A 24,056-nucleotide genomic window follows, 5' to 3' on the forward strand; every position below is an offset into this window, starting at 1 on the left:
GTTTTTACCCGGGTTTGTTTGTTGATGAGAATGGAATTCTGCAACAGGTAAACCCTTCAATTACGAGAAAGGACGTTAAAGTGACTTGCCGCTGCTGTACACACACGTATATTGGTGAACCTGTCCCCTGGATAGATTGAGTGACAACACCTCCTATCCTGCTACGGGTGCGGCCGTCATCAGCAATGAGAACAACTGTAAACTCCCGCTTCTCGCTCTTAACTGCTCTTAAAGCCCTGACGGGGTAAGCTTTGTGCCAGGAGCGGACTGTCAATGACACGGTCGAGCCGCAAGAGCTTGGATATTTGTATATTGTGGTTATAAGGAGACGATGAGCTGTAACCTGGGATAACGTTTCAACCATTGCTTTGTAGTGACCCGTTGTTTGAAAGAGTCCAACTTTTCACGTTCAAATGCAGGAGTCGGTCGTAAACGCAGTTCAAATAAGTCAGAAAATCCATAAGGCGCAGTGATATCGAGGCCTCTCTTCCCCAATCTGACAGCCACGGCCGTAGATGTTTCAGGCCAGTGCAATAAAGCATTTTCCGTTGAGGTATAGGGATGATCACAATTCCGTTGATGCATTCTGGCTTGATTCTTCACCGACCAGTCTAACGAAGGTAATTGTTGCCTAAGCCTGTCTTCCAGGTAGCTATCATGCTCTGCGCTACAGTGTTCACAGTCAAACCAAACGACATTAACATCACCAGATACAGGACTTAGCCCATACCCATGTAAGTTCTCGTACAAATCCCGCACCGATCCAACCATCATTGAGTTCCAGTGCTCGAACCGCATATAGGATCTTCATTCTTACAGGGTCATCTGACAATATTTTCTGCAATGACACTTGGTATTCCATTTGTATCCTCTAGTGGAAACAGTAATACACTGCTGGAAATAATATCAGCATCCTCCTGTCCATGCCCGCTCTTCGCTCACTGCGGACGACCCGCTCCCCAATCCCTGCACCGCCATCGCGCACCGTTGCCTGCTTTGCGTGCATTTCTTTTGACCATTTAGTCCACTTTATTTGCACTCTATTCGCCAACCTCGCGTTAACACATTAACAACAAAGCCATTTTAAAAACTGGCATCCCCTTTGCAAAACTCTTTTCACGAGGCTGAACAGGATATGCAGGATGCAGCGCCACGTCTGACTTTCACCCTATACAGAGATGAAGAGAGGTTCGTGATGAAAATTGGCGTATTTGTACCCATCGGCAACAACGGCTGGCTTATCTCGACCACTGCACCGCAATACATGCCGACCTTTGAGCTGAATAAAGCCATCGTGCAGAAAGCGGAGCACTACCATTTCGACTTTGCGCTTTCGATGATCAAGCTGCGCGGCTTCGGCGGCAAAACCGAATTCTGGGACCACAACCTGGAGTCCTTTACCCTGATGGCGGGCCTGGCGGCGGTCACCTCGCGGATCCAGATCTACGCCACCGCAGCCACCCTCACCCTGCCCCCGGCGATCGTGGCGCGCATGGCCTCCACCATCGACTCCATCTCCGGCGGACGCTTTGGCGTCAACCTGGTGACCGGCTGGCAAAAACCCGAGTACGAGCAGATGGGGCTCTGGCCGGGTGACGATTACTTCTCGCGTCGCTACGACTACCTGACCGAGTACGTGCAGGTCCTGCGCGATCTGTGGGGTACCGGCAAAAGCGATTTCAAGGGCGACTTCTTCACCATGAACGACTGCCGCGTCAGCCCGCAGCCGTCGGTGCCGATGAAGGTGATTTGCGCCGGGCAGAGCGACGCGGGAATGGAGTTCTCGGCGAAATACGCGGACTTTAACTTCTGCTTCGGTAAAGGCGTTAACACGCCTGCCGCCTTCGCCCCGACCGCTGCGCGCATGAAAGAGGCCGCCGACAGGACCGGGCGCGACGTGGGCTCCTACGTGCTGTTTATGGTCATTGCCGACGAAACCGACGAGGCCGCACGCGCCAAATGGCAGCGCTATAAGGAGGGCGCCGACGAGGAGGCCCTGAACTGGCTTACCGAGCAGAGCCAGAAGGACACCCGCTCCGGGGCGGATACCAACGTTCGCCAGATGGCCGACCCGACCTCCGCGGTCAATATCAACATGGGCACGCTGGTCGGCTCGTACGCCAGCGTCGCCAGGATGCTGGACGAAGTGGCGGCCGTTCCCGGTGCAGAAGGCGTCCTGCTGACCTTCGATGACTTCCTCACCGGCGTGGAGACCTTCGGCGAGCGCATCCAGCCGCTGATGCAGTGCCGCGCCCACATCCCTGCCTTCACGAAGGAGGTAGCGTAATGACAACCCTTAACGCACGCCCGGAAGCCATTACCTTCGCGCCACAGCAGAGCGCGCTGATCGTGGTGGACATGCAAAACGCCTACGCCAGCCCCGGTGGTTATCTTGATCTGGCGGGCTTCGACGTCTCCGCTACGCAGCCTGTGGTAGCGAATATCAAAACCGCCGTCGCCGCCGCGCGCGCTGCGGGCATGCTTATCATATGGTTCCAGAACGGCTGGGATGACCAGTACGTTGAGGCCGGTGGCCCCGGCTCGCCCAACTTCCACAAGTCGAACGCCCTGAAAACCATGCGCAAGCGGCCCGAACTGCAGGGCAAGCTGCTGGCGAAAGGCGGCTGGGATTATCAGCTGGTGGATGAGCTGGTCCCGCAGGCGGACGATATCGTCCTGCCGAAACCGCGCTACAGCGGCTTTTTCAACACCCCGCTCGACAGCCTGCTGCGCAGCCGGGGCATTCGCCACCTGGTCTTCACCGGCATTGCCACCAACGTCTGCGTGGAGTCGACCCTGCGCGACGGCTTTTTCCTGGAGTATTTCGGCGTGGTGCTGGAAGACGCGACCCATCAGGCCGGGCCGGAATTCGCCCAGAAGGCGGCCCTGTTCAATATCGAAACCTTTTTTGGCTGGGTCAGTAACGTTGCGGAGTTCTGCGACGCCCTGAATCCTCCGCTCGCCCGTATCGCCTGAGGAGACACACGATGCCGAAATCCGTAATCATCCCGCCGGGCACCAGCACGCCCATCGCCCCGTTTGTCCCCGGCACCCTCGCCGACGGCGTGGTGTATGTCTCCGGCACGCTGCCGTTTGATAAAGACAACAACGTGGTGTTTATCAACGACCCAAAGGCGCAAACCCGCCACGTGCTGGAGACGATCAAAACCGTGATCGAAACGGCGGGTGGCACGATGGAAGACGTGACCTTCAACAGCATCTTTATCACCGACTGGAAAAACTACGCCGCGATTAATGAAATCTACGCGGAGTTCTTCCCCGGCGATAAGCCGGCCCGGTTCTGCATTCAGTGCGGGCTGGTGAAGCCAGACGCGCTGGTTGAGATCGCCACCGTTGCGCACATCGCGAAGTGAGGCGGCCATGAAACTCTCCGTCTCACCGCCCCCGTATGAGGGTGCGCCCGTGGTGGTCCTTATTGCCGGTCTCGGCGGCAGCGGCAGCTACTGGCTGCCCCAGCTGGCCGCGCTGGAACCCGAGTATCAGGTGGTGTGCTATGACCAGCGCGGAACGGGCACTAACCCCGACGCCCTGCCGGAAGGATACAGCCTGGCACAGATGGCGGACGAACTGGCCCAGGCGCTGGCTGAGGCCGGGATTGCCCGCTACAGCGTCGTCGGCCATGCGCTGGGGGCACTGGTCGGCCTGCAGCTGGCCCTCGACCACCCCGACGCCCTCACCGCGCTGGTATGCGTCAACGGCTGGTTGACCCTCAGCGCGCATACCCGCCGCTGCTTTCAGATCCGCGAGCGCCTGCTGCATTACGGCGGCCCGCAGGCATGGGTTGAGGCGCAGCCGCTGTTTCTCTACCCGGCAGACTGGATGGCCGCTCGCGCCCCCCGTCTGGAGGCCGAAGAAGCGCTGGCGCTGGCCCACTTTCAGGGAAAAGCCAACCTGCTGCACCGGCTCAGCGCCCTGAAAAAGGCCGACTTCAGCCGCCACGCCGCGCGCATCCGCTGCCCGGTCCAGATCATTTGTTCCGCCGACGACATGCTGGTGCCCTCTGTCTGCTCGTCTGAGCTGCAGGCGGCCATCCCGCACAGCCACAGCGCGGTGATGCGTCAGGGCGGCCATGCCTGCAACGTCACCGAGCCGGACACCTTTAACACCCTGCTGCTTAACGGGCTGGCCAGCCTGCTGCACAGTCATGAACCCGCTTTATAAGGAGCTGTAATGAGCGAAGCCATTAATCCCACCGCGCTGGAAACGCTGTTCACCGGCGCCCGCACCCATAACGGCTGGCAGGATATTGCCGTCAGCGACGAGACGCTGCGCGAAATCTACGACCTGATGAAATGGGGGCCAACCTCGGCCAACTGCTCCCCTGCGCGCATTGTGTTTGTGCGAAGCGCGGAGGGAAAAGAGAAGCTGCGCCCGGCGCTCTCCAGCGGCAACCTGGAGAAAACGCTCACCGCCCCGGTCACGGCGATTGTGGCCTGGGACGGTGAATTCTACGAGCGCCTGCCTGAACTGTTCCCGCACGGCGATGCCAGAAGCTGGTTTACCGCAAGCCCCGCGCTGGCGGAAGAGACCGCCTTTCGCAACAGCTCGCTGCAGGCCGCGTACATGATTTTCGCCTGTCGCGCGCTGGGGCTGGACACCGGCCCGATGTCGGGCTTTGACCGCCAAAAGGTCGACGAGGCCTTTTTCACCGGCACGACGCTTAAAAGCAATCTTCTGATCAACATTGGCTACGGCGACCCGGGCAAACTTTACGGGCGCCTGCCGCGCCTGACCTTCGACGATGCCTGCGGGCTGGCGTAAGGAGCGATCATGACGACACCGGATAAGCAAACCTTTCGCGACGCCATGGCCTGCGTTGGCGCGGCGGTGAACATCATCACCACCGACGGCCCGGCGGGGCTGGCAGGCTTCACCGCCAGCGCGGTGTGCAGCGTTACGGATTCACCACCCACCCTGCTGGTGTGCCTGAACCGCGGCGCGTCCGTCTGGCCGACGTTCAGCGAAAACCGCACCCTTTGCGTGAATACCCTCAGCGCCGGACAGGAGCCGCTCTCAAACCTGTTTGGCGGCAAAACGCCAATGGAAGAACGCTTCGCCGCCGCCCGCTGGCAAACGGGCGACACCGGATGTCCGCGTCTGGAGGATGCGCTGGCCTCGTTTGACTGCCGCATCAGCCAGGTGGTGAGCGTCGGCACCCATGACATTTTGTTCTGCGACATCGTTTCGATTATTCGCCACCCGGCGCCGCAAGGGCTGGTGTGGTTTGACCGCGGCTACCACGCGCTAATGCGACCCGCCTGTTAAGGCGCTCTAAGGAGACAGACCATGTTCGGATTTCCCCACTGGCAGTTGAAATCGACCTCCACAGAAGCTGGCGTGGTCGCGCCGGATGAACGCCTCCCGCTCGGGCAGACGATGGTGATGGGCGTCCAGCACGCGGTCGCCATGTTTGGCGCCACGGTGCTAATGCCGATGCTGATGGGACTCGATCCCAACCTCTCGATTCTGATGTCCGGTATCGGCACCCTGCTGTTCTTTTTTGTCACCGGCGGGCGCGTGCCCAGCTATCTCGGCTCCAGCGCCGCCTTTGTCGGGGTGGTCATCGCCACCACCGGGTTTAACGGCCAGGGAATCAACCCCAACCTGAGCGTGGCCCTCGGCGGCATCATCGCCTGCGGTCTGGTGTATACCCTGATTGGTCTGGTGGTGATGAAGATCGGCACGCGCTGGATCGAACGCATGATGCCCCCCGTCGTCACCGGCGCGGTAGTAATGGCGATCGGTCTGAACCTTGCGCCGATTGCGGTGAAAAGCGTCTCCGGCTCGCCCTTTGAAAGCTGGATGGCCGTCGTGACCGTGCTGTGCATCGGTCTGGTGGCGGTCTTCACGCGGGGCATGATCCAGCGGCTGCTGATCCTGGTCGGGTTGATTGTCGCCTGTCTGGTATATGCCCTGCTGGCGAACGTTTTTGGTCTCGGCAAGCCGGTTGATTTTACGCTGCTGCATCAGGCCGCCTGGTTCGGCCTGCCGCAGATCACCTCCCCCACCTTTAACACCCAGGCGATGATGCTTATCGCCCCCGTCGCCGTTATCCTGGTGGCGGAAAATCTGGGCCACCTGAAGGCGGTCGCGGGAATGACCGGACGCAGCATGGACCCGTACATGGGCCGCGCGTTCGTCGGCGACGGGCTGGCGACCATGCTCTCCGGTTCCGTGGGCGGCAGCGGCGTTACCACCTATGCCGAGAATATCGGCGTGATGGCGGTGACCAAAGTCTATTCGACGCTGGTCTTCGTGGCGGCGGCAGTGATGGCGATGCTGCTCGGCTTCTCGCCGAAATTCGGCGCGCTGATCCATACCATTCCGTCACCGGTCATCGGCGGAGCATCAATCGTGGTGTTTGGACTGATCGCCGTGGCTGGCGCGCGGATCTGGGTGCAGCATCGGGTCGATCTCAGCCAGAACGGCAACCTGATTATGGTGGCCGTTACGCTGGTGCTGGGCGCGGGCGATTTTGCCCTGACGCTGGGCGGGTTTACGATCGGCGGGATTGGCACGGCGACCTTCGGCGCGATCCTGCTTAACGCCCTGCTGAGCCGCCGGATGGCCGCTGCGCCGCAGGGCGAGGTGGTGCGTCAGGAGTCGTGAAATCTCAATGTCGGGTGACGGCGACGCCTTACCCGACCTTTATGTTCGCTAAGAACACCTTTATGTCAGGCAATCACGCCTGCTCAAACAGTCGTTCGATAGATTTTGTAGGAAAGAAAAGAGAATGGCTGTTTTCACCCGTCAGCGGAATAAAGCCCTGCTTCAGATAAAATTGTTTTGCCTGGTCGTTGAGTGCATCAACAAATATTCCGTGTACACCCACCGCCTGCGATGCCAGATAGACAACTCGCATGGCATGCGTGACGAGCGTCGTTCCCCACTCCAGCCCCTGTAAGTCTTTATGTATCGCCAGGCGCCCCAGCGTTACGCTCGGTACGTTGCTATAAGGGATCCGACGCTGCTGAGTCTTAGAAGGCAGCATCGCTTTTTCAAAGCAACTACCAGACAACGTGTAATAGCCCAGGACTCGCGGACCATCGCGATCTTTAAGCAAATAGCCTCGTAAAATACGCCCATTGTGCTGACGCAACAGATGTTCTGTGAGGAAGACATTTAGCGAGGGTTCACCACAATCGAAGTCCCTGAAATCATAGTCTTTTCCCTCTGAAAACATTTCGATCGTGAGATTGTCCACGACGCTTCACTCCATGTTTCGAAGACGTTTCGCCGCTCGCTTCAGGCGTTCATTTGGCTCTGGTGGATTGTCGATGGCATCCATCACCGCATTCCAGGATGCTTCGTTTAATACGAGACGGCGGTGCTGCTCGATGACTTCCGCTGCCCGCTCTGACGCACTGTTCACCATAAACTGGGTGATCGTTTGATTCGTCATCGCTGCCGCTTCTTCAATCATTGTTTTGTCTTCGTCCGTTAAGCGAAGATCGATACGCTGTTTTTTCAGTGCTGGCATGGTTTACTTCACCGTGTACGGTATTTATCCGTACACATCGTAGATAAACCCGTCTATTTTTTCAATCTAAACCTTCTTCAGCAGTCATGTCGCTCACCGGGTTCCGACGCTTTCTGAGCTTCAACTCGCTCACCAGCACCCCGGCGACAATAAACGCCGCGCCCACCAGGGCCAGCAGCGGCAGACGTTCCCCGGCGAGTCGCCCAAAAATCCCTGCCCAGACCGGCTCGCCGGTGTAGATGACCGTTGCTCGCGTTGGCGATACGCTGCGCTGCGCCCAGTTCATGGTGACCTGGATAATGGCGCTGAAAATCCCCAGCCCCAGCGCCACCACGACCAGGCCCGTGGACATCGGCGGCACGGACTCCCCTGCCGGCACCATCGTCGCAAAGGCCACCAGCGAGGCCGTGGCGAGCTGCACCACCGTCACCCGTTTGACGTCGACCTTGCCCGCCCACGCGCTGATGAGAATAATCTCCGCCGCAATGGCAATCGCCCCAATCAGGGTAATGATCTCGCCCGGCCCCAGCGCCAGAAGATTGTTTTCCGGCCCGGCCAGTAAGATCAGACCGATAAACGCCAGCACGATGCCAATACAGGACATCAGACCCGGCAGCCGCCCCAGGCACAGCCATTGCAGTAGCGGCACCAGCGGCACATACATGGCAGTGATAAACGCGGATTTGCTGCTGGAGATGGTCTGCAATCCCCACGTCTGCAGGCTGTAGCCCATGGCTATCGCCACCCCAATCGCCACGCCCGCCTTAAGCTCTTTCAGCGTCAGACCCCGCAGCGTTTTAAGGGATATTAGCCCCACGGCTAACGCCGCCGTCGCAAAGCGAAGGCCGACAAAGAAGAACGGATCGCTGAGGGTCACCGCGTACTGAACGGCCAGAAACGTCCCGCCCCAAAACATGGTGATGAGAATGAGGATGGCTTCCTGTGGTTTTACGGAGAATTTAAAGCGTGAGACAGACATGCGGCACCAGGAAATGAGAACAATTCTGTAGTGTGCGTTGCCTTTGGTTACAGTTCAATGTTGCAGAAATAAAAAAAACCGCCGGGGGAAACCCGGCGGCAGGGAGTCAACCCGGCGAATTACTTATTACCGCCATGGCTGTTTTTCCCCCCTTTCTTGCCAGCCTCAGATGCGCGCTGAGGGTCATTTTTAAAATTCCCCCCGCTATGCTGGCCACCTTTACGGCCTGCTTCTGATGCTCTTTCACGGTCTTCTGCGAAATTACCTGAACCACCACGATGGTTTGCCATCTCTAACCTCCAGAGTGTGAAACATTAGACATCATATTGCATTCAGTAAAAGAGGATTCTTTCACCTCGCGGCTCAAAGACAACGCCTTTATCTGTGCCGCGTGAAACTAAGCTTAGTGGAATGAGGTTATCCGGCAAGCCGAAGGTAATATCCTGCAACATGATCTCAGTCTTTCGGGTGAGATGACGCGGCGGTAATTCATAAGCCTTTCTTATCATTTTAAAAATCCGCACCGGGAAAGTTGTATCATTTTGCTACAAAGCCATTTTTCTCCTCATGTTGTTATAAATCAAATAAATGGCGTTCATTTTTGCAGTCTGGCTGTGATGACATATCTTTAAAAGAGCGCAGCGATCCGCTGTCAGAGAAACCAACGAGGAGTGAAGCAAAATGGCAAAAGTTCTGGTGCTCTATTATTCCATGTATGGACACATTGAAACCATGGCTCACGCGGTAGCAGAAGGTGCAAACAGGGTTGACGGCGTTGAGGTTGTGGTGAAACGCGTACCGGAAACCATGCAGGCAGAAGCCTTCGCGAAAGCCGGGGGAAAAACACAAAACGCCCCGGTCGCCACCCCGCAGGAGCTGGCGGATTATGATGCCATTATCTTCGGCACCCCAACCCGCTTCGGCAATATGTCAGGCCAGATGCGCACCTTCCTCGATCAAACCGGCGGACTTTGGGCATCCGGGGCGCTCTACGGCAAACTCGCCAGCGTATTCAGCTCTACCGGGACCGGCGGCGGTCAGGAGCAGACGATTACCTCAACCTGGACTACCCTTGCTCATCACGGGATGGTGATTGTGCCAATTGGCTACGGCGCGCAGGAGCTGTTTGATATTTCCCAGGTGCGCGGCGGTACGCCGTACGGTGCAACCACCATTGCCGGTGGGGATGGTTCACGCCAGCCAAGCAATGAAGAACTGTCTATCGCCCGCTATCAGGGTGAATACGTCGCGGGTCTGGCCAAAAAACTCAACGGCTAACACCCAACAGGAGGACAAGCATGCCAACTCAAGAATCCAAAGCTCACCACGTGGGCGAATGGGCAAGTTTACGCAACACCTCTCCGGAGATTGCCGAAGCTATCTTTGAAGTCGCGAAATACGATGAAAAGCTGGCAGAGCAGATTTGGGAAGAAGGCAACGATGAAGTGCTGGTGCGCGCCTTCGAAAAAACGGACAAAGACTCGCTCTTCTGGGGTGAGCAAACCATCGAACGTAAAAACGTTTAAGCGTTTCCCCCCGCCATCACGCGGGGGGTTCTCCTTTACTTCGCCGCGTTATTCATCACCGCATTGAATTTATCAACAGGACAGAAGCCGTTCGCATCCACCGGGCAGCCCTTCAGCTCCAGCGTCACGCGCTGCGCCGGAGACTGCAGCGACAGCACGCTGGCGTTGCGCAGCTGCTCTGAGCTCTGATAGACATACTCAATTTTCATCAGCTCCTGGTTGGCATTTTTGTCATGCCAGCGCTGGAAGACAATCTTGCCGCCAATCGGGGTGCGCTCCTGCTGGTCGTGCAGCTGGTACGGTTTGAAATCGAGGGCGGTGAGCAGGGAAGCAATGTTCGAATCATGCCCCACCAGCAGGGTGATCTTAGGCGCTTTCGCCTGCTCGGTGACCAGCGTTTTATCGATATACTTCACCAGCGGTTTCGCCACGTTTTGCGCCACCTCGGTAGAGGTAAACAGCGAGTCCTGATAGCCGTTTTTCAGCTTCGACAGCACGCGCCACTGCTGGTCGGTTTTGATTTCGCCCCAGGCCACCTGGTCGGCCGGGAAGCCTTCGTAATACTGCAGCGTGAAAGCGTCCACCAGCGAGTTACCCACCTTCAGCGGCCCGGATACGCCAGGCTCTTTTTCATAGTCGGCGCTGAAGGTATCTTTCGCGTCCGCCAGCGAGCAGACCTTTTTCTCTTTGCAGGACGGCGAGTCGGCGTAGTTGGTCATCTGCTCCAGCAGCTTGTAGCTTTCACCAAGCTGCATTTTCTGCCGCTCGGACTCCATCGCCTTGAGCGCTTTTTCGCGGAATTCCGGCGAGTTATCGGTAATCACCGGATTGAATGTCGGGTCCATGGTGCCCATTTTTTCCTGATGGTGCACGGGCACATCGCAGCCCGGGAACGCGCCGGTAATGAAGAACTGCGCGGTGGCGACGGTGCGCTGCAGGCTGTTGGCGTAAGCATAAACGCTATCCGCCGGTGGACATTCTCCCGTCTTCACCATCCCCTGCTGCGCCAGCCACTCGCGCATGTAGTGCCCCATATACACCTCCAGCACGCCACCTTTGGTGGTGAGCTGGCCGCCCGGCACTTCCCACTCCGGCCACTGCTTCGGCGTGGACTGCTCCAGCACGCTGCCGTTATTGGCCAGCGGCGCGCGCAGGTTGTGACGGCTCATGATTAAAACTTGCTCCAGCTGATACCCTTCCGGCGTCTCTTGCGCCTGTACGCCAAACGTTGCTGAAATGGAACCGGCGACTGCCAGCGCGAGTAGTGCTTTTCTCATCCCTAATTCCTCACTCGTTTTAAAATGTCGCGTTCAGTGTGACAGGTTCGTCACAATTTTCCGGGAAGCATTTCTCAAACTGATGATTAACGTGCTTACGGAGTGTGCCAATTAGTTTTATAATAAAACCACACCCCACCGGAGAATTCGCTGTGAAACGTACCCGCCTTGAAGAGAGCACCTGCCCCGTCGCCCGTTCGCTGGATATCATCGGCGACTGGTGGTCGCTGCTGATCGTTCGAGACGCGCTTCGCGGTATTAAACGCTTCGGCGAGTTTCAGAAAAGCCTCGGTATCGCGAAAAACATGCTGACCACGCGGCTCAAGCTGCTGGTGGACGAAGGCATCCTCCGGCTTCAGCCCGCCTCCGACGGCAGCGCCTGGCAGGAATATGTCCTGACCGACAAGGGACGCGCCCTGCAAACCGTGCTGGTTGCCTTGTCCCAGTGGGGCAATGAATTTTTGTTCGCGGAAAACGAATGCGGCACCGTTCTCGTCGATAGCGAACAGCGCAAACCGCTGCGAAAACTGATGCTTATCGCCGATGACGGGCGCGAACTGACGCCTGAAGAGATCGTGGCCAAACTCCCCTCCTGAGCCCACCCGCCAGGCAAAAGCAAAAAAATCTCGCCAATGTGGTTGCATTATAAAACCAAATGGCAGAGAGTTAATTCAGTTTCATATTGAAACCAAATAACCCACTTTGCCTGAGGTAATGCATTATGACTACGCAAATCACCACCGCCCTGATCACGGGTGCCTCTTCCGGGATCGGTGCCGTCTATGCCGATCGCCTTGCCGCGCGCGGTGCCAACCTGGTCCTGGTCGCCCGCCGCGAGGATCGCCTGAAAACCCTCGCCGCCGACCTGCGCGCGCGCTACGGCGTGGCCGTCGATATTCTGGTGGCCGATCTCACCGATGAAGCCGGGATCCGCGCGGTGGAAGAGGAACTGCGCAGCAATACCGCCATTGATACGCTGGTTAACAACGCGGGCACCGCGCAGATGGCGCCGTTCCTCGCGGGCGAGGTGGCGCAGCATCAGGCCATCAATACCCTGAACACCACGGCGCTGATGCGGCTGACCTACGCCATTCTCCCGCGACTGGCGCGGAACAATCGCGGCACGCTGATCAATATCGCCTCGGTGTTATCGCTCCATGTCCGTGCGGGCAGCGCGCTCTACAGCGCCACCAAGGCCTGGGTACTGAGCTTTACCCGCGGACTGCAGGAAGAATTTGCCGACAGCAACGTGCGCATTCAGGCCGTGCTGCCCGCCGCGACCGCGACGGAGATCTGGAGCCATTCAGGTGTTACGGTGAACGATCTGCCGGAAGGATCGGTGATGACCACCGACGATATGGTGGATGCGTCGCTGGCGGGTCTGGATCAGGGCGAACCGATCACCATCCCGCCGATGCATGACGTCAGCCTGTGGGACCGCTACGAAGCGGCACGCCTCGAGCTGTTTAACAGCGCGCGCACCGGCATCCCGGCTCCGCGCTACGTAAAGCAGTAGCCTAACGCTCCAGCTGGTCGCCGTACTCGCTCATCCAGGCGGCCAGCGGCGAGAGCGCATCCTGCAGGGTTAACCCCAGCCCGGTAATCTGATACTCCACGCGCGGCGGGATCTCCGGGTAGACCGTCCGCGTCACCAGCCCGCGCTGTTCAAACAGGCGCAGCTGCTTCGTCAGCTCTTTCTGGGTGATGGGTGCAGCCGCCCGTAGCAGATCGCCAAAGCGGACAGGCGTGTTAATCACAATAAGACGATAAAGGATCGGGATTGCCCATTTGCCGGAAATCAGGTTTACAAACTGCGTCATCGGGCAGGTATAGGCCTCAGATTTTTTTTCACAGCACTCACCCAGCATTTCTGCCATAGCACACCTCTTGCCTCGTTAGTATCCATTTGGTACCTGGTTTCCTTTCGATACTAACGTTTCTATAGTGCTTTCTCCAGTGACATTTCAGGAGAAGAACATGGGTCGTTTAACCGATAAGTATACGTTGATTACCGGCGGCACCAGCGGCATCGGTCTTGCCACCGCGCAGGCGTTTATCGCCGAAGGCGCCCGCGTCGCCGTGACCGGACGCAACCCGGACACCCTCGCCGAAGCTGAGCGCATTCTGGGCGATAAGGCCTGGGTGATCCCGACCGATGCGGGCGATATCACCTCGCAAAAAGCGCTGGCGGAAACCCTCGCCGCCCGCTGGCCGCGCCTGGACGCGGTGTTTCTCAACGCCGGCGACGTGACGCACGCGCCGCTGGAAGCCTGGCAGGAAGAGGCCTGGGACCGTCTGATGAACATCAACCTGAAGGGGCCGTTCTTTTTAATCCAGGCGCTGCTGCCGCTGCTGAACAACCCGTCCTCGGTGATCCTCTGCGGCTCCGTGAGCGCGCGCATCGGCCTGCCCACCAGCAGCGTGTATGCCGCGAGCAAGGCCGCCCTGCTGTCGCTGGCGCGCACGCTGTCGGCAGAGCTGCTGCCGCGCGGGATCCGCGTCAACGGCCTGAGCCCCGGTCCGGTGGAGACCCCGGCGTTTACGAAAACGGGCTTAAGCGACGAGGCGCTTAACGCGATGATGGCGGAAATCATCAAGCTGGTGCCGCTCGGCAGAATGGGCTCGACGACGGAGCTGGCAAAAGCCGCGCTCTATCTGGCCTCCGACGAGTCGAGCTACACGGTGGGAACGGAGCTGCTGGTGGACGGCGGCATGGGAAGTCTGTAATTCAAAAGGCGCTGATGCCGGTGACCGCGCCGACATACAGCGCCGCCCACGCGCAGGCGGAAAGCAGGCTGACGGCGTAGACTTTGACGGCGTTCAGCCTGAGCATACCCGCCGCCAGCGGCACGACATAGCGCAACACCGCCAGAAAGCGCGACGTAAACAGGGCGATGACGCCGTTCTTTTGTAGCTGATGCTGGATCCGTAAAAACGTAGCGGCATGCTTTGACGTGAAGCGCGTGACCAGCCGGGTGTGCCCCATCAGCTGGCCGATATGGTAGTTTAGCACCGATCCCGCCGTTGCCCCCAGCACCACGGCGAGCCACGCCAGCGCCGGATGCATGCTCCCCTGGCTGACGCCGATGCCCGCCAGCAGCATCACCGAGGCGGGCGGCAGCACGGAGGAGATCAGCACCGTGGACTTGCTCAGCGCCATCACAAATAACAGCGCGAACAGATGTGCCGGATACAGCGCAAAATGATTCAGCAGATTATCAAGCCACGCCATTTTCCTCTCCCCCGTTAATTATTTAATTCTCCATTTAAAATGAATAACCTTAAATAAAGCCTCAACATTTTATTAATAAAATTTATCTAAACCGTTCTTAAACATTATTTAATTTTCTGAGCGCTAAATTTAAACAGGCGTATTATCCCTCTCGTTTTACAACGATCTCGTTATGGCGAGGCTCCTGTACAAATACACGTTATCGCTCTGGTAGGTTCGAGAGAACCGGCACAGGGTAAAACAGGCACTGTCGAATCAAGGCTTTGTCAGTATAACTTCCCTTGCGGGATACGGTGTACAGTGCTGAACCCAGGACGTGGGGATCTCCTCTTCGACATGCCCTGTCTTGCTCGCCCCTGAGAGATGTTATTATTCAAAGGGAATTCACTATGTCTTACGCTATTCACAACCAAAACCTGGCATTCAATGACAGCGCGGTCGCGCAATATATGAATACCGATTTTGTCGTCCTCGATATTGCATTATGCGTGGCGCTGGCACGCGAGCAATTCTTCAAAAAATTAAAAGACGATGATATTCCGTCGCATATTTTTATTGAAGACAATGGCCGCCTTGCGGGGATGGTTGCCGTGCGCAAGCTGCTACAGACCACAGATACCGTACAGCCAATTAAAAGCCTGATGATTTCGCAGTTTTTGCAGGTCAAACCGGAGGATGAACGTGCCGATGTTGCAGGGCTGCTGGCGCACGGCGACGCAGATGTCGTGCCCGTGGTGACCCACGGCAAACTCGTCGGCTGCCTGACCGAGCGGGAAATTGCCCATCTGCTGGAAGATGACGTCACCGAAGATGCCCAGCTTCAGGGGGCGACGCTGCCGCTGGAGAAGCCCTATCTGGAAACCAGCGCCTTCAGCCTGTGGAAGAAACGCTCCGTCTGGCTGCTGCTGCTGTTTGTCGCCGAAGCCTACACCAGCTCGGTCATTCAGCATTTTGAAGAGGCGCTGGAGTCCGCCATCGCGCTGGCATTCTTTATTCCGCTGCTGATCGGCACGGGCGGCAACAGCGGGACGCAGATCACCTCCACGCTGGTGCGCGCCATGGCGCTGGGTGAAGTTCATCTGCGCGACGTGGGCCGCGTGCTGCGCAAAGAGATGACCACCTCGCTGATGATTGCCGTGACGCTCGGCATTGCCGGGTGTATCCGCGCCTGGATGATGGGGATCGGGCTGGAGATTACGCTCATCGTCAGCCTGACGCTGGTGTGCATTACGCTCTGGAGCGCGATTGTCTCGTCCGTCATTCCAATGGTGCTCAAGCGCTGCGGCATTGACCCGGCGGTCGTCTCCGCGCCGTTTATCGCGACGCTGATCGACGGTACCGGGCTGATCATCTACTTTAAGATCGCGCAATATACGCTGGGGCTGGAGTGATGTGATTCCTTGCCGGGTGGCGCTGCCGCTTACCCGGCCTACCCATCCCGTAGGCCCGTGCAAGCGCAGCGCCGCCGGGCAACAATCAGATCGCACCAAGCGCTCTCACCGCCTGCCCAAATGCCTCAATCGCCAGGGCAACATCCTCAGCCATCACCGATTCCGCCGGGTGGTGGCTTATCCCGCCCTTACAGCGCACAAACAGCATCCCCACCGGCCAGCGTTCCGCCAGGGCGATGGTGTCATGCCCGGCGCCGCTGGGCAGAGATAACGAGCGCCCCTGCACCGATTCAACCGCGTCGCCCAGCAGGCGCTGCAAACGCGCATCGCACGGCGTGGCGGCGATCCGGTAAAACTCCTCGGCGCTGAAGCTCAGCCCGCGACGGGCGGCGATCGCCTGCGCCTGCGCCAGCAGTTCAGCGAGCAGCGCGTCCAGCGGGGCATCCTGCGGGCCGCGAATATCCAGCGAGAGCGCAACCTCGCCGGGGATGACGTTCACCGCGCCGGGCAGGCAGCGCAGTTCCCCGACCGTTGCCACCCGGTTGCCGCCCTGCTGCCGGGTGGTGTTTTCAATCAGCACCATCCACTCGGCGGCGGCGGCCAGAGCATCCTTACGATGGTTCATCGGCACGGTACCGGCGTGCCCGGCCTCGCCGGTGAAGCGGCAGTTGAGGCGGCGCGCGCCGTTGATGGCTTCCACCACGCCCAGCGCCAGCCCTTCCTGCTCCAGACACGGTCCCTGTTCGATATGCAGTTCCAGACAGGCGCTGAAATCCTCCTGATGCCGTGCCGCGAGCGCCACGCGAGTGGGATCGAGTCCTGCCTGCACCATCGCCTGCGCCACGCTGATGCCCTGGGCATCGCACGTCTCCAGCCAGCCCTGCGGCCAGGTTCCCGTCAGACCACGGCTGCCCAGCAGGGTGATGCCAAAACGGGTCCCCTCTTCGTCGCCAAAGCCGACAATCTCGATGGCCTGCGCCAGATGCCGCCCCTGCTGGTGCAGGTTGTCCACCACTTCGATGGCGGTGAGCACCCCGAGCATGCCGTCGTAGCGCCCGGCGTTGCGTACGGTGTCCAGATGCGAGCCGAGCAGCATCGCCTGCGCCCCCTCCTGCGCGCCCTCGTAGCGTCCACAGATATTGCCCACGCTGTCCTGCCAGACGGTCATGCCCGCCTGGCGCATCCACTCCCCAACCAGCTGGTTGGCCTGGAGATGCTGCGTGGAGAGATAGACCCGCGTCAGGCCGTCCGGGGTTTCGCTGATGGCGGCCAGCGCGTCGGCGCGCGCCATCACCCGCTCTGCCGCCGGGCTCATTGCGGCGTCTCGCGACGATAGTGGTCCCACGCGGCCTGCATGGCGGCCCCCTGCGTGGTGGTGAACTTCAGGTAGTTCAGCACCGACTCCAGCGCGCTCAGGGTAGTCATCACGCAGTCTTTGCGCGCGTTGTAGCCCATGGTGCCAATGCGCCACACCCTGCCGTGCAGCGGGCCAAACGAGGTGCCGATTTCAATCCCGAAATCCTCCAGCATCAGCTTGCGCACCTGGTCGCCGTTGATCCCCTGCGGGATGACCACGCCCAGCACGTTGTTCATCTTGTGCTTCAGGTCGCCGAAGGTCTCCAGCCCCATCGCCTGAATGCCCTTCAGCAGCGCATCGCCGTGCAGCCTGTGGCGGGCGATGCCGTTATCCAGCCCCTCCTGCAGGATCAGCCGCGCGCATTCGCGAGCGCCAAACAGCGCGGTAGTTGCTTCGGTGTGGTGGTTCAGCCGCTCCGGCCCCCAGTAGTCCATCACCATGCCGAGATCGAAGTAGTTGGAGTAGATCATCTCCTCGTCGCCGTCGCGGTGGGCGTCGGTGCGAATGCCCTCCTCCACGCACTTGCGGCGACGGATTGCCTCTTCCATCCGCGCGCTCAGGGTGATCGGCGACGTGCCGGACGGGCCGCCGAGGCACTTCTGCATCCCGGCCGAGACGGCATCCAGCCCCCAGGCGTCGGTCTCCAGCGCGTTACCGCCGAGCGACGCGGTGGCATCGGTGTAAAACAGCACGTCGTAGCGGCGGCAGATAGCGCCAAGCTCGGCGAGCGGCTGCAGCATGGTGGTTGAGGTGTCGCCCTGCACGGTCAGCAGCAGGCGCGGACGAATACGCTTAATCGCATCCTCCACCTGGTCCGGGGTAAACACCTCGCCCCACGGTACTTCGATGGTATGCACCTCCGCGCGGCAGCGGCGGGCAATTTCGCACAGCAGGTGACCAAAGCGGCCAAAGACCGGCACCAGCACCTTATCGCCCGGGCGAATGGCGGAGACCAGAATGGCTTCAATCCCCGCGCGGGAGGTGCCGTCCACCAGCATCGTCCAGCGGTTTTCGGTGCGGAACACGCCGCGATAGAGCGCCATCACCTCGTTCATGTAGTGTGTCATGGCCGGATCGTACTGGCCGATCAGCTGGCTCGACATGGCGCGCAGCACGCGCGGGTCGGCGTTGATCGGGCCCGGCCCCATCAGCAGGCGCTGCGGCGGGTTGATTTGCGGAAAGTGTGCGATATCCATTGTTCAGTCCTTATCAGTTGAGGCCGCGCACGGAGGAGATGAACTGCTTCAGTTCCGTGGTCTGCGGGTTGGCGAACAGCGTTTTGCTGTCGCCCTGCTCCCAGACTTTCCCCTGGTGCATAAACACCACGCGGTCGCCCACTTCGCGGGCAAAATTCATTTCATGGGTAACCAGTATGAGCGTCATCCCCTCGGCCGCCAGCTGCTCCAGCACCTTGAGCACTTCGCCCACCAGCTCCGGGTCGAGGGCGGAGGTGATCTCGTCGCAGAGTAATACTTTCGGCGACATGGCCAGCGCCCGGGCAATGGCCACGCGCTGCTGCTGGCCGCCGGAGAGGCTCGACGGGTAGTAATCCAGACGATCGCCAAGCCCCACTTTCTCCAGCATGCGCTGGGCCAATTCGCGGCATTCGGCGGCGCTTTTCTTCAGCACCCGACGCGGGGCGAGCATCACGTTTTCCAGCGCCGTCATGTGCGGGAACAGGTTAAAGCTCTGGAACACCATCCCCACCGAGCGGCTGATTTCACGCGCCTGGGAATCCCGGTCGGTAATGGTCATGCCGCCCAGCTTGATGCTGCCGTCCTGATAGCCTTCCAGGCCGTTGATGCAGCGCAGCAGCGTGCTTTTGCCCGATCCGCTGCGCCCGATGATGGAGATCACCTGGCCCATGTCGATATCCAGATCGACGCCCTTGAGCACGTGGTTATTACCGTAGTACTTCTGCACCTGATTAATGGTGATGAGAGGCATTGAATTTCGTCTCCAGATAGCGGCTGTAACGCGACAGCGGATAACACAGAATAAAGTAACCGAGCGCCACCAGCGCAAAGACCTTAAACGGCTGATAGGTTACGTTGGTCAGCATGGTCCCGGCCTTGGTCAGCTCGATAAAGCCGATAATCGATGCCAGCGCGGTCCCCTTGATCACCTGCACGGCAAAGCCGACCGTCGGCGCAATGCCGATGCGCAGCGCCTGCGGGGCGACCACGCGGAACAGGGTCTGGCCAAAGGTCAGCCCCAGACAGCGCGACGCTTCCCACTGCCCCTTCGGCAGCGCGCGAATGCTGCCGTACCAGATATCGAGCAGAAACGCGCTGGTGTAAAACGTCAGCGCCAGCGAGGCGGCGGTCCACGGCGAGACGTCGATGCCGAACAGCGCCACGCCGAAGAAGGCCAGGAACAGCTGCATCAGCAGCGGCGTGCCCTGAAACAGCTCAATATAGCCGCGGATGATGCGCTTCACCGTGCGCCCGCCGGTGAGGCGCAGCAGCAGGAGCGGCAGCGTCACCACCGCCCCGCCGGCAAACGCCACCAGCGACAGCAGCACCGTCCAGCGTCCGGCCAGCAGCAGGTTGCGAATAATGTCCCAGTCGGTAAAGGTGGTCATCATGCCTGCACCCCCAGCCATTTGCGTCCTGCCGCCATCATCAGCTGGCGCAGGGTAATCGATAGCGCCAGGTAAATGCCGGTTGTCACCAGATAGACCTCAAAGCTCAAAAACGTTCTGGACTGGATCAGGTTGGCGGCGAAGGTCAGCTCTTCATACGAGACCTGCGACACCACCGACGAGCCGAGCATCACGATGATGCACTGGCTCACCAGCGCCGGGTAAATGCGCTGCAGCGCGGGCGGCAGCACCACGCGGATAAAGGTCTGCAGCCGGGTCAGCCCCAGCACGCGCCCGGCCTCCCACTGCCCTTTCGGCGTGACCTGGATGCCGGCGCGGATAATCTCGGTGCTGTAGGCGCCCAGGTTCACCACCATGGCCAGCAGCGCCGCTTCCCCCGCCGTCATCTTCAGGCCCAGATTCGGCAGACCGAAGACGATGAAAAACAGCTGCACCACAAACGGCGTGTTGCGGATGATTTCCACGTATGCGCCCCAGATCCGGCTAAACCAGGTGGTGCGTCCGCTGCGGATCGCCGCCCCGACAATCCCTGTTGCCAGCCCGCCGACGGTGGCCATTACCGTCAGCTGAATGGTGACCCACAATCCCGCCAGCAGCGCCGGCCAGTGCGGCCAGAGGGCTGAAAAATCAAGTTGCTCCGTCATCGGCTCAGGCGCCAAGGTTTGCCGGCAGCGGGGCCTTCAGCCACTGCTCGGACAGGCCGTTCAGCGTGCCGTCCTTAATGCCCTGCTCAATCAGCGCGTCCACTTTTGCCTTCAGGGCCGGTTCGTTTTTCTTCAGGCCAATGAAGCACGGTGAGTCTTTCAGCATAAAGCTCGGCACCGGTGCTTTCGCCGCGTTCTGGCGCGAAATAGCCGCCACCACGAGGTTGCCGGTCGCCACGTACTGCACCTGGCCGGAGAGGTAGGCGGAGAGCGTGGTGTTATTGTCTTCGTAGCGCTTCACGTCCGCGTCTTTCGGCGCCAGGCCGGTCAGCACCATGTCCTCCACCGCCCCGCGCGTCACGCCGATGGTTTTTCCGCTCAGCGCGGCGGCGTCCTTCAGTTCAGCCCCTTTCGGACCAAACACGCCGAGGAAGAACGGCGCGTAGGCGCGGCTGAAGTCGATCACCTTCTCGCGCTCCGGGTTTTTACCGAGGCTGGAAATGACCAGGTCCACCTTGTCGGTTTGCAGGTACGGCACGCGGTTGGCGCTGGTCACCGGAACCAGCTGCAGCTTGAGCTTCATCTGTTTGGCGAGATAGCGCGCCATGTCGATGTCGTAGCCCTGCGGCTGCAGATCGGTTCCCACCGAGCCAAACGGCGGGAAATCCTGCGGAACGGCAATGCGAATGGTGCCGCGCTTCTCGATATCCTGAAGCTGGTCAGCCTTTGCCGGCAGCTGCGTGAAGAGGCATGCGGCCCCGGCCAGTGCAATTAACAGTTTTTTCATGGTGCTTCCCCGTAACGTTAACATGAAACAAAAGATTCTTTGAAGGTGATTTTGCAACTAATGTGCCAGATAAGGCGAAGCGGGGATTTTTCTAATAAAGCCTGATAAAACGCGGTCGGGGCGAAAACGCTCTCCATTTTCGCCCCGCCGTTATGCACCATTTTAATGCAAAGCACCAGCCTGACGCCCCATTATCGCTGTTCGAGTTCGTCCAGCTGCTGGTAGAGGGAGGCGATCTCGTGAATGCGCGGACGGCCTTTATCGAGGATCTCATGCAGGAAGGCGTTCGCCAGCAGGTTGATCAGACTGTTGACCGACGAATAGCTGTCATAGGCGGAGACGCTGTCCAGCGGGGTGCAGAGCTGCCAGCTCGCCAGCGGGAACAGGCTGTGGGCCTGCGGCTCGCACATCAGCAGCACCGGAATACCGCTACTCTGAAGCTGCAGCAGCAGCGGGCGGATGATGCGCGGGCGACGGCGAAAGGCCATCATCACCACCAGATCGTCCGGCGTTAAGTCCACCAGCTCCTCGCTCAGGCTCTGCCCCGGCTGCGGCAGGACCAGCACCTGACCGCGCGCCTGCAGCAGCTGCTGGCGCAGATGAAGCGCCGCCGGATAAGCGTTACGCATGCCGATAATGACGATGCGCCGCGCCTTCACCATGCAGGCTATGGCGTCGGCAAACTGCTGCGCGTCGAGGGCATTGACCCACTGGGTCAGGTTCGCCATCTCCTGCTTATAGTGGCGCGCCAGCAGCGTGTTGCCCTGCACCGCGTCGCGATTATCGGTGAGCGGCATTCCGCTCTGGCGCAGGGTGCGCAGCTCGTCGCGCATGTCCTTATATTTCTCATAGCCCAGCCGCTTAAACAGACGGCTCACCGTGGCTTTCGACACCCCGCTCAGCTGCGCAAGCTCGGCGCTGTTGTAGCTAATCAGATCGTCAAAATGGTCGAATATAAAGTCCGCCACCCGCTGCTCCTGCGGCGACAGCGACGGGTATTGTGCTTTCAGACGTTCATCTAACTGTTCCATAGCGCCTCTGTAACTTTTGTTTCATTACATTGTACCTTTTTTGTATGTATTCATTATACGTGCCAGTTTACTGAAACTTTTCTTTCAGAACTGGAACAGCTTTTGCAGCACCTTGTGACTTTCAGGGTTACGAGGACGCTTCATGCAAAGTAATGTCTCCACGCACGGCATGGCCGTTGCGCCCCACAATCTTGCCAGCCAGAGCGCGCTGGCGGTGCTGCGCGAAGGCGGCAGCGCGATAGAGGCGATGGTCGCGGCAGCGGCCACCATCGCCGTGGTTTACCCGCATATGAACGGGCTGGGCGGCGATGGCTTCTGGCTTATCGTCCCGCCGGAAGGCGACCCCATCGCCATTGACGCCAGCGGCGCGGCGGGATCGCGCGCGACGCTGGCCGCCTACGATGGGCTCACGCAGATCCCCCATCGCGGACCGCAGGCGGCGCTGACCGTCGCCGGCACGATAAGCGGCTGGGACGAGGCGCTGAAGGTCTCGCGCGAAATGACCGGCAAAACGCTGCCGCTGGCCCGCCTGCTGGCCGACGCCATTGACTATGCGCAGAACGGCACCCCGGTCACGGCCTCTCAGGCCCACGCCACGGCCAGCAAGTTCGACGAGCTGAAGGCCATCCCCGGCTTCGCGGAAACCTGGCTGGTGGACGGTAAGCCGCCGCAGGTCGGGAGCCGCTTTTACCAGCCCGCCATGGCCACGACCCTGACGCGTCTGGCGGAAGAGGGTCTCGACAGCTTTTATCGCGGCCCGCTGGCGAACGTACTGGCGCACGGCATGGAGACGCTGGGTCTCCCCGTGACGCTGGCCGATCTCAACGCCCACGCGGCCCGGCGCACCACGCCGCTGAAGCTGGAGCATCAGCAGGGAGAGATCTTTAACCACGCCCCGCCAACGCAGGGGCTGGTCTCGCTGGCGATACTCGGCATCACCGGCCGCCTGAACATGGCTGAGGCCGACGACGCCGAAACCCTTCACCGCATCGTGGAAGCCACCAAGCTGGCCTTTGGCCTGCGCGATGCCCACATCACCGACCCGCGCGCGCTGAAAACCGATGTTCAGCAGCTGCTGGATCCCGCCGCCCTGCAGGCGCTTGCCGACAGGGTTGACGACGGCCGCGCCGCGCCGTGGGGAACCGGAAAAGGTCCCGGCGATACGGTGTGGATGGGGGTGATGGACAGCAGCGGGCTTGCCGTCTCGTTTATCCAGAGCCTTTATCACGAGTTCGGCAGCGGCGTGGTGCTGCCCGATACCGGCATCGTCTGGCAGAACCGCGGCGCATCCTTCAGCCTCGATCCTGCCCATCTTCTGGCCCTCGCGCCGGGCAAACAGCCGTTCCACACCCTGAACCCGGCGGCGGCGCGTCTGAAGGACGGGCGCGTGATGGTGTACGGATCGATGGGCGGCGACGGACAGCCGCAAACCCAGGCCGCGCTCTTTACCCGCTACGTTGTCCAGGGCGTCCCTCTGCAGGAGAGCATCACCCGCCCACGCTGGCTGCTGGGGCGCACCTGGGGGCAAACCTCAGACACCTTAAAGCTTGAAGGGCGTTTTTCACCCGAGACGGTCGCGCGCCTGCGGGCACTCGGTCACGAGGTGGAGCTATTCCCTGACTTTAGTGAAGCCATGGGCCACGCGGGCGCCATTGTTCGCCACCCCAACGGGCTGTTTGAAGGGGCATTTGACCCGCGCAGCAACGGCGCGGCCGCCGGATTCTGA

28 protein-coding genes, 1 pseudogene and 1 riboswitch are annotated in these 24,056 nt (G+C 59.9%); of the genes and pseudogenes, 14 read left to right on the forward strand and 15 right to left on the reverse strand.

What is annotated here, in order from left to right; all coding sequences use genetic code 11:
- Positions 1–318: 318 nt before the first annotated feature.
- A pseudogene (locus tag N6P30_RS20505) lies at positions 319–862 on the reverse strand (nucleotidyltransferase family protein).
- 333 nt (positions 863–1,195) lie between these two features.
- Between N6P30_RS20505 and rutA the strand changes: the two are divergent.
- The 7 genes from rutA to rutG are packed head-to-tail and all read left to right on the forward strand — an operon-like array spanning position 1,196 to position 6,630.
- A complete protein-coding gene (rutA, locus tag N6P30_RS20510; protein ID WP_023292819.1) occupies positions 1,196–2,287 on the forward strand; it encodes a pyrimidine utilization protein A in 1,092 nt (363 codons plus the stop codon).
- The gene (gene rutB / locus N6P30_RS20515) at positions 2,287–2,976 is read left to right on the forward strand and encodes a pyrimidine utilization protein B (protein WP_023292820.1); all 690 of its coding nucleotides are present in this window, start codon (positions 2,287–2,289) and stop codon (positions 2,974–2,976) included. Before rutA ends, rutB begins: the two co-directional genes overlap by 1 nt.
- Before the next feature lie 11 nt (positions 2,977–2,987).
- Positions 2,988–3,374, forward strand: coding sequence for a pyrimidine utilization protein C (rutC, locus tag N6P30_RS20520; RefSeq protein WP_008499822.1), 387 nt, complete (start codon positions 2,988–2,990; stop codon positions 3,372–3,374).
- Between the two features lie 7 nt (positions 3,375–3,381).
- Positions 3,382–4,182: a pyrimidine utilization protein D gene (rutD, locus tag N6P30_RS20525; RefSeq protein ID WP_023292821.1), complete on the forward strand. Its 801-nt coding sequence runs from the start codon at positions 3,382–3,384 to the stop codon at positions 4,180–4,182.
- 9 nt (positions 4,183–4,191) lie between these two features.
- Positions 4,192–4,782 carry a malonic semialdehyde reductase gene (locus tag N6P30_RS20530; RefSeq protein WP_023292822.1) on the forward strand — a complete coding sequence of 197 codons (591 nt, stop codon included), beginning with the start codon at positions 4,192–4,194 and terminating at the stop codon, positions 4,780–4,782.
- A gap of 9 nt (positions 4,783–4,791) precedes the next feature.
- Positions 4,792–5,286, forward strand: a complete 495-nt coding sequence (gene rutF, locus N6P30_RS20535; RefSeq protein WP_023292823.1) for an NADH-dependent FMN reductase RutF — start codon at positions 4,792–4,794, stop codon at positions 5,284–5,286.
- A gap of 21 nt (positions 5,287–5,307) precedes the next feature.
- Positions 5,308–6,630, forward strand: a complete 1,323-nt coding sequence (gene rutG / locus N6P30_RS20540; protein WP_008499826.1) for a pyrimidine utilization transport protein G — start codon at positions 5,308–5,310, stop codon at positions 6,628–6,630.
- Positions 6,631–6,703: 73 nt separating this feature from the next.
- Here the strand turns inward: rutG and N6P30_RS20545 are convergent, their stop codons facing one another.
- The 4 genes from N6P30_RS20545 to N6P30_RS20560 form a co-directional block, all read right to left on the reverse strand.
- On the reverse strand, positions 6,704–7,225 hold the full coding sequence (locus N6P30_RS20545) for a GNAT family N-acetyltransferase (protein ID WP_023292824.1): 522 nt from the start codon (positions 7,223–7,225) through the stop codon (positions 6,704–6,706).
- Between the two features lie 6 nt (positions 7,226–7,231).
- On the reverse strand, positions 7,232–7,501 hold the full coding sequence (locus tag N6P30_RS20550; RefSeq protein ID WP_008499829.1) for a DUF1778 domain-containing protein: 270 nt from the start codon (positions 7,499–7,501) through the stop codon (positions 7,232–7,234).
- 61 nt (positions 7,502–7,562) lie between these two features.
- Positions 7,563–8,480, reverse strand: a complete 918-nt coding sequence (locus N6P30_RS20555; RefSeq protein WP_023292825.1) for a DMT family transporter — start codon at positions 8,478–8,480, stop codon at positions 7,563–7,565.
- Between the two features lie 119 nt (positions 8,481–8,599).
- A complete protein-coding gene (locus N6P30_RS20560; RefSeq protein ID WP_013097201.1) occupies positions 8,600–8,770 on the reverse strand; it encodes a general stress protein in 171 nt (56 codons plus the stop codon).
- A gap of 391 nt (positions 8,771–9,161) precedes the next feature.
- Here N6P30_RS20560 and wrbA point away from each other — a divergent pair, with 391 nt between their 5' ends.
- Positions 9,162–9,758 carry an NAD(P)H:quinone oxidoreductase gene (gene wrbA, locus N6P30_RS20565; protein ID WP_008499831.1) on the forward strand — a complete coding sequence of 199 codons (597 nt, stop codon included), beginning with the start codon at positions 9,162–9,164 and terminating at the stop codon, positions 9,756–9,758.
- Positions 9,759–9,778: 20 nt separating this feature from the next.
- Complete coding sequence (locus N6P30_RS20570) at positions 9,779–10,006, forward strand: YccJ family protein (RefSeq protein WP_008499832.1); 228 nt, start codon at positions 9,779–9,781, stop codon at positions 10,004–10,006.
- 35 nt (positions 10,007–10,041) lie between these two features.
- On the opposite strand, the gene agp is transcribed toward N6P30_RS20570, so the two are convergent.
- A complete protein-coding gene (agp, locus tag N6P30_RS20575; protein ID WP_008499833.1) occupies positions 10,042–11,283 on the reverse strand; it encodes a bifunctional glucose-1-phosphatase/inositol phosphatase in 1,242 nt (413 codons plus the stop codon).
- A gap of 152 nt (positions 11,284–11,435) precedes the next feature.
- On the opposite strand from agp, the gene N6P30_RS20580 reads away from it, so the two are divergent.
- Both N6P30_RS20580 and N6P30_RS20585 read left to right on the forward strand, forming a co-directional pair.
- A complete protein-coding gene (locus tag N6P30_RS20580) occupies positions 11,436–11,879 on the forward strand; it encodes a winged helix-turn-helix transcriptional regulator (protein WP_008499834.1) in 444 nt (147 codons plus the stop codon).
- 125 nt (positions 11,880–12,004) lie between these two features.
- On the forward strand, positions 12,005–12,799 hold the full coding sequence (locus N6P30_RS20585) for an SDR family NAD(P)-dependent oxidoreductase (RefSeq protein WP_023292827.1): 795 nt from the start codon (positions 12,005–12,007) through the stop codon (positions 12,797–12,799).
- Position 12,800: 1 nt separating this feature from the next.
- Here the strand turns inward: N6P30_RS20585 and N6P30_RS20590 are convergent, their stop codons facing one another.
- A complete protein-coding gene (locus N6P30_RS20590) occupies positions 12,801–13,160 on the reverse strand; it encodes a winged helix-turn-helix transcriptional regulator (protein WP_008499836.1) in 360 nt (119 codons plus the stop codon).
- A 100-nt stretch (positions 13,161–13,260) separates the two neighbouring features.
- Here N6P30_RS20590 and N6P30_RS20595 point away from each other — a divergent pair, with 100 nt between their 5' ends.
- The gene (locus N6P30_RS20595) at positions 13,261–14,010 is read left to right on the forward strand and encodes an SDR family oxidoreductase (RefSeq protein ID WP_023292828.1); all 750 of its coding nucleotides are present in this window, start codon (positions 13,261–13,263) and stop codon (positions 14,008–14,010) included.
- A gap of 1 nt (position 14,011) precedes the next feature.
- Here N6P30_RS20595 and N6P30_RS20600 read toward each other — a convergent pair whose 3' ends face one another.
- Entirely contained in the window at positions 14,012–14,515 is a 504-nt protein-coding gene (locus tag N6P30_RS20600; protein WP_023292829.1) for a DedA family protein, read from the reverse strand.
- A gap of 159 nt (positions 14,516–14,674) precedes the next feature.
- Positions 14,675–14,844, forward strand: a riboswitch (M-box (ykoK) riboswitch).
- 60 nt (positions 14,845–14,904) lie between these two features.
- On the opposite strand from N6P30_RS20600, the gene N6P30_RS20605 reads away from it, so the two are divergent.
- The gene (locus N6P30_RS20605; RefSeq protein WP_023292830.1) at positions 14,905–15,906 is read left to right on the forward strand and encodes a magnesium transporter; all 1,002 of its coding nucleotides are present in this window, start codon (positions 14,905–14,907) and stop codon (positions 15,904–15,906) included.
- An 85-nt stretch (positions 15,907–15,991) separates the two neighbouring features.
- On the opposite strand, the gene hpxK is transcribed toward N6P30_RS20605, so the two are convergent.
- The 7 genes from hpxK to hpxU all read right to left on the reverse strand — a co-directional run bounded on the left by hpxK (position 15,992) and on the right by hpxU (position 22,330).
- Positions 15,992–17,221 (reverse strand): allantoate amidohydrolase, encoded by a 1,230-nt coding sequence (gene hpxK, locus N6P30_RS20610; protein ID WP_023292831.1) that lies wholly within the window; start codon positions 17,219–17,221, stop codon positions 15,992–15,994.
- Positions 17,218–18,459, reverse strand: a complete 1,242-nt coding sequence (locus tag N6P30_RS20615) for a pyridoxal-phosphate-dependent aminotransferase family protein (RefSeq protein ID WP_023292832.1) — start codon at positions 18,457–18,459, stop codon at positions 17,218–17,220. Before N6P30_RS20615 ends, hpxK begins: the two co-directional genes overlap by 4 nt.
- Before the next feature lie 13 nt (positions 18,460–18,472).
- Positions 18,473–19,210: an amino acid ABC transporter ATP-binding protein gene (locus N6P30_RS20620; RefSeq protein WP_023292833.1), complete on the reverse strand. Its 738-nt coding sequence runs from the start codon at positions 19,208–19,210 to the stop codon at positions 18,473–18,475.
- Positions 19,191–19,847, reverse strand: coding sequence for an amino acid ABC transporter permease (locus tag N6P30_RS20625; protein ID WP_071788882.1), 657 nt, complete (start codon positions 19,845–19,847; stop codon positions 19,191–19,193). Before N6P30_RS20625 ends, N6P30_RS20620 begins: the two co-directional genes overlap by 20 nt.
- A complete protein-coding gene (locus N6P30_RS20630; RefSeq protein ID WP_023292835.1) occupies positions 19,847–20,512 on the reverse strand; it encodes an amino acid ABC transporter permease in 666 nt (221 codons plus the stop codon). The genes N6P30_RS20625 and N6P30_RS20630 overlap by 1 nt, the downstream gene beginning before the upstream one ends.
- 4 nt (positions 20,513–20,516) lie before the next feature.
- Positions 20,517–21,299: a transporter substrate-binding domain-containing protein gene (locus N6P30_RS20635; protein ID WP_008499846.1), complete on the reverse strand. Its 783-nt coding sequence runs from the start codon at positions 21,297–21,299 to the stop codon at positions 20,517–20,519.
- A 191-nt stretch (positions 21,300–21,490) separates the two neighbouring features.
- Complete coding sequence (hpxU, locus tag N6P30_RS20640; RefSeq protein ID WP_023292836.1) at positions 21,491–22,330, reverse strand: MurR/RpiR family transcriptional regulator HpxU; 840 nt, start codon at positions 22,328–22,330, stop codon at positions 21,491–21,493.
- Between the two features lie 142 nt (positions 22,331–22,472).
- Here hpxU and hpxW point away from each other — a divergent pair, with 142 nt between their 5' ends.
- Entirely contained in the window at positions 22,473–24,056 is a 1,584-nt protein-coding gene (gene hpxW / locus N6P30_RS20645) for an oxamate amidohydrolase (protein WP_023292837.1), read from the forward strand.

Origin of the sequence: Enterobacter sp. PL1 (assembly GCF_945957325.1) — a bacterium.
GTDB lineage: Bacteria > Pseudomonadota > Gammaproteobacteria > Enterobacterales > Enterobacteriaceae > Enterobacter > Enterobacter roggenkampii.

Coding starts and splice junctions, on each gene's coding strand:
- N6P30_RS20620 (WP_023292833.1), bottom strand. CDS start 19,210: ATGCCTCTCATCACCATTAATCAGGTGCAGAAGTACTACGGTAATAAC.
- N6P30_RS20590 (WP_008499836.1), bottom strand. CDS start 13,160: ATGGCAGAAATGCTGGGTGAGTGCTGTGAAAAAAAATCTGAGGCCTAT.
- hpxU (WP_023292836.1), bottom strand. CDS start 22,330: ATGGAACAGTTAGATGAACGTCTGAAAGCACAATACCCGTCGCTGTCG.
- rutG (WP_008499826.1), top strand. CDS start 5,308: ATGTTCGGATTTCCCCACTGGCAGTTGAAATCGACCTCCACAGAAGCT.
- N6P30_RS20595 (WP_023292828.1), top strand. CDS start 13,261: ATGGGTCGTTTAACCGATAAGTATACGTTGATTACCGGCGGCACCAGC.
- rutF (WP_023292823.1), top strand. CDS start 4,792: ATGACGACACCGGATAAGCAAACCTTTCGCGACGCCATGGCCTGCGTT.
- hpxW (WP_023292837.1), top strand. CDS start 22,473: ATGCAAAGTAATGTCTCCACGCACGGCATGGCCGTTGCGCCCCACAAT.
- N6P30_RS20585 (WP_023292827.1), top strand. CDS start 12,005: ATGACTACGCAAATCACCACCGCCCTGATCACGGGTGCCTCTTCCGGG.
- N6P30_RS20635 (WP_008499846.1), bottom strand. CDS start 21,299: ATGAAAAAACTGTTAATTGCACTGGCCGGGGCCGCATGCCTCTTCACG.
- N6P30_RS20570 (WP_008499832.1), top strand. CDS start 9,779: ATGCCAACTCAAGAATCCAAAGCTCACCACGTGGGCGAATGGGCAAGT.
- hpxK (WP_023292831.1), bottom strand. CDS start 17,221: ATGAGCCCGGCGGCAGAGCGGGTGATGGCGCGCGCCGACGCGCTGGCC.
- N6P30_RS20605 (WP_023292830.1), top strand. CDS start 14,905: ATGTCTTACGCTATTCACAACCAAAACCTGGCATTCAATGACAGCGCG.
- rutA (WP_023292819.1), top strand. CDS start 1,196: ATGAAAATTGGCGTATTTGTACCCATCGGCAACAACGGCTGGCTTATC.
- rutD (WP_023292821.1), top strand. CDS start 3,382: ATGAAACTCTCCGTCTCACCGCCCCCGTATGAGGGTGCGCCCGTGGTG.
- N6P30_RS20560 (WP_013097201.1), bottom strand. CDS start 8,770: ATGGCAAACCATCGTGGTGGTTCAGGTAATTTCGCAGAAGACCGTGAA.
- N6P30_RS20615 (WP_023292832.1), bottom strand. CDS start 18,459: ATGGATATCGCACACTTTCCGCAAATCAACCCGCCGCAGCGCCTGCTG.
- rutB (WP_023292820.1), top strand. CDS start 2,287: ATGACAACCCTTAACGCACGCCCGGAAGCCATTACCTTCGCGCCACAG.
- N6P30_RS20600 (WP_023292829.1), bottom strand. CDS start 14,515: ATGGCGTGGCTTGATAATCTGCTGAATCATTTTGCGCTGTATCCGGCA.
- N6P30_RS20630 (WP_023292835.1), bottom strand. CDS start 20,512: ATGACGGAGCAACTTGATTTTTCAGCCCTCTGGCCGCACTGGCCGGCG.
- N6P30_RS20555 (WP_023292825.1), bottom strand. CDS start 8,480: ATGTCTGTCTCACGCTTTAAATTCTCCGTAAAACCACAGGAAGCCATC.
- N6P30_RS20530 (WP_023292822.1), top strand. CDS start 4,192: ATGAGCGAAGCCATTAATCCCACCGCGCTGGAAACGCTGTTCACCGGC.
- N6P30_RS20625 (WP_071788882.1), bottom strand. CDS start 19,847: ATGACCACCTTTACCGACTGGGACATTATTCGCAACCTGCTGCTGGCC.
- wrbA (WP_008499831.1), top strand. CDS start 9,162: ATGGCAAAAGTTCTGGTGCTCTATTATTCCATGTATGGACACATTGAA.
- N6P30_RS20550 (WP_008499829.1), bottom strand. CDS start 7,501: ATGCCAGCACTGAAAAAACAGCGTATCGATCTTCGCTTAACGGACGAA.
- rutC (WP_008499822.1), top strand. CDS start 2,988: ATGCCGAAATCCGTAATCATCCCGCCGGGCACCAGCACGCCCATCGCC.
- agp (WP_008499833.1), bottom strand. CDS start 11,283: ATGAGAAAAGCACTACTCGCGCTGGCAGTCGCCGGTTCCATTTCAGCA.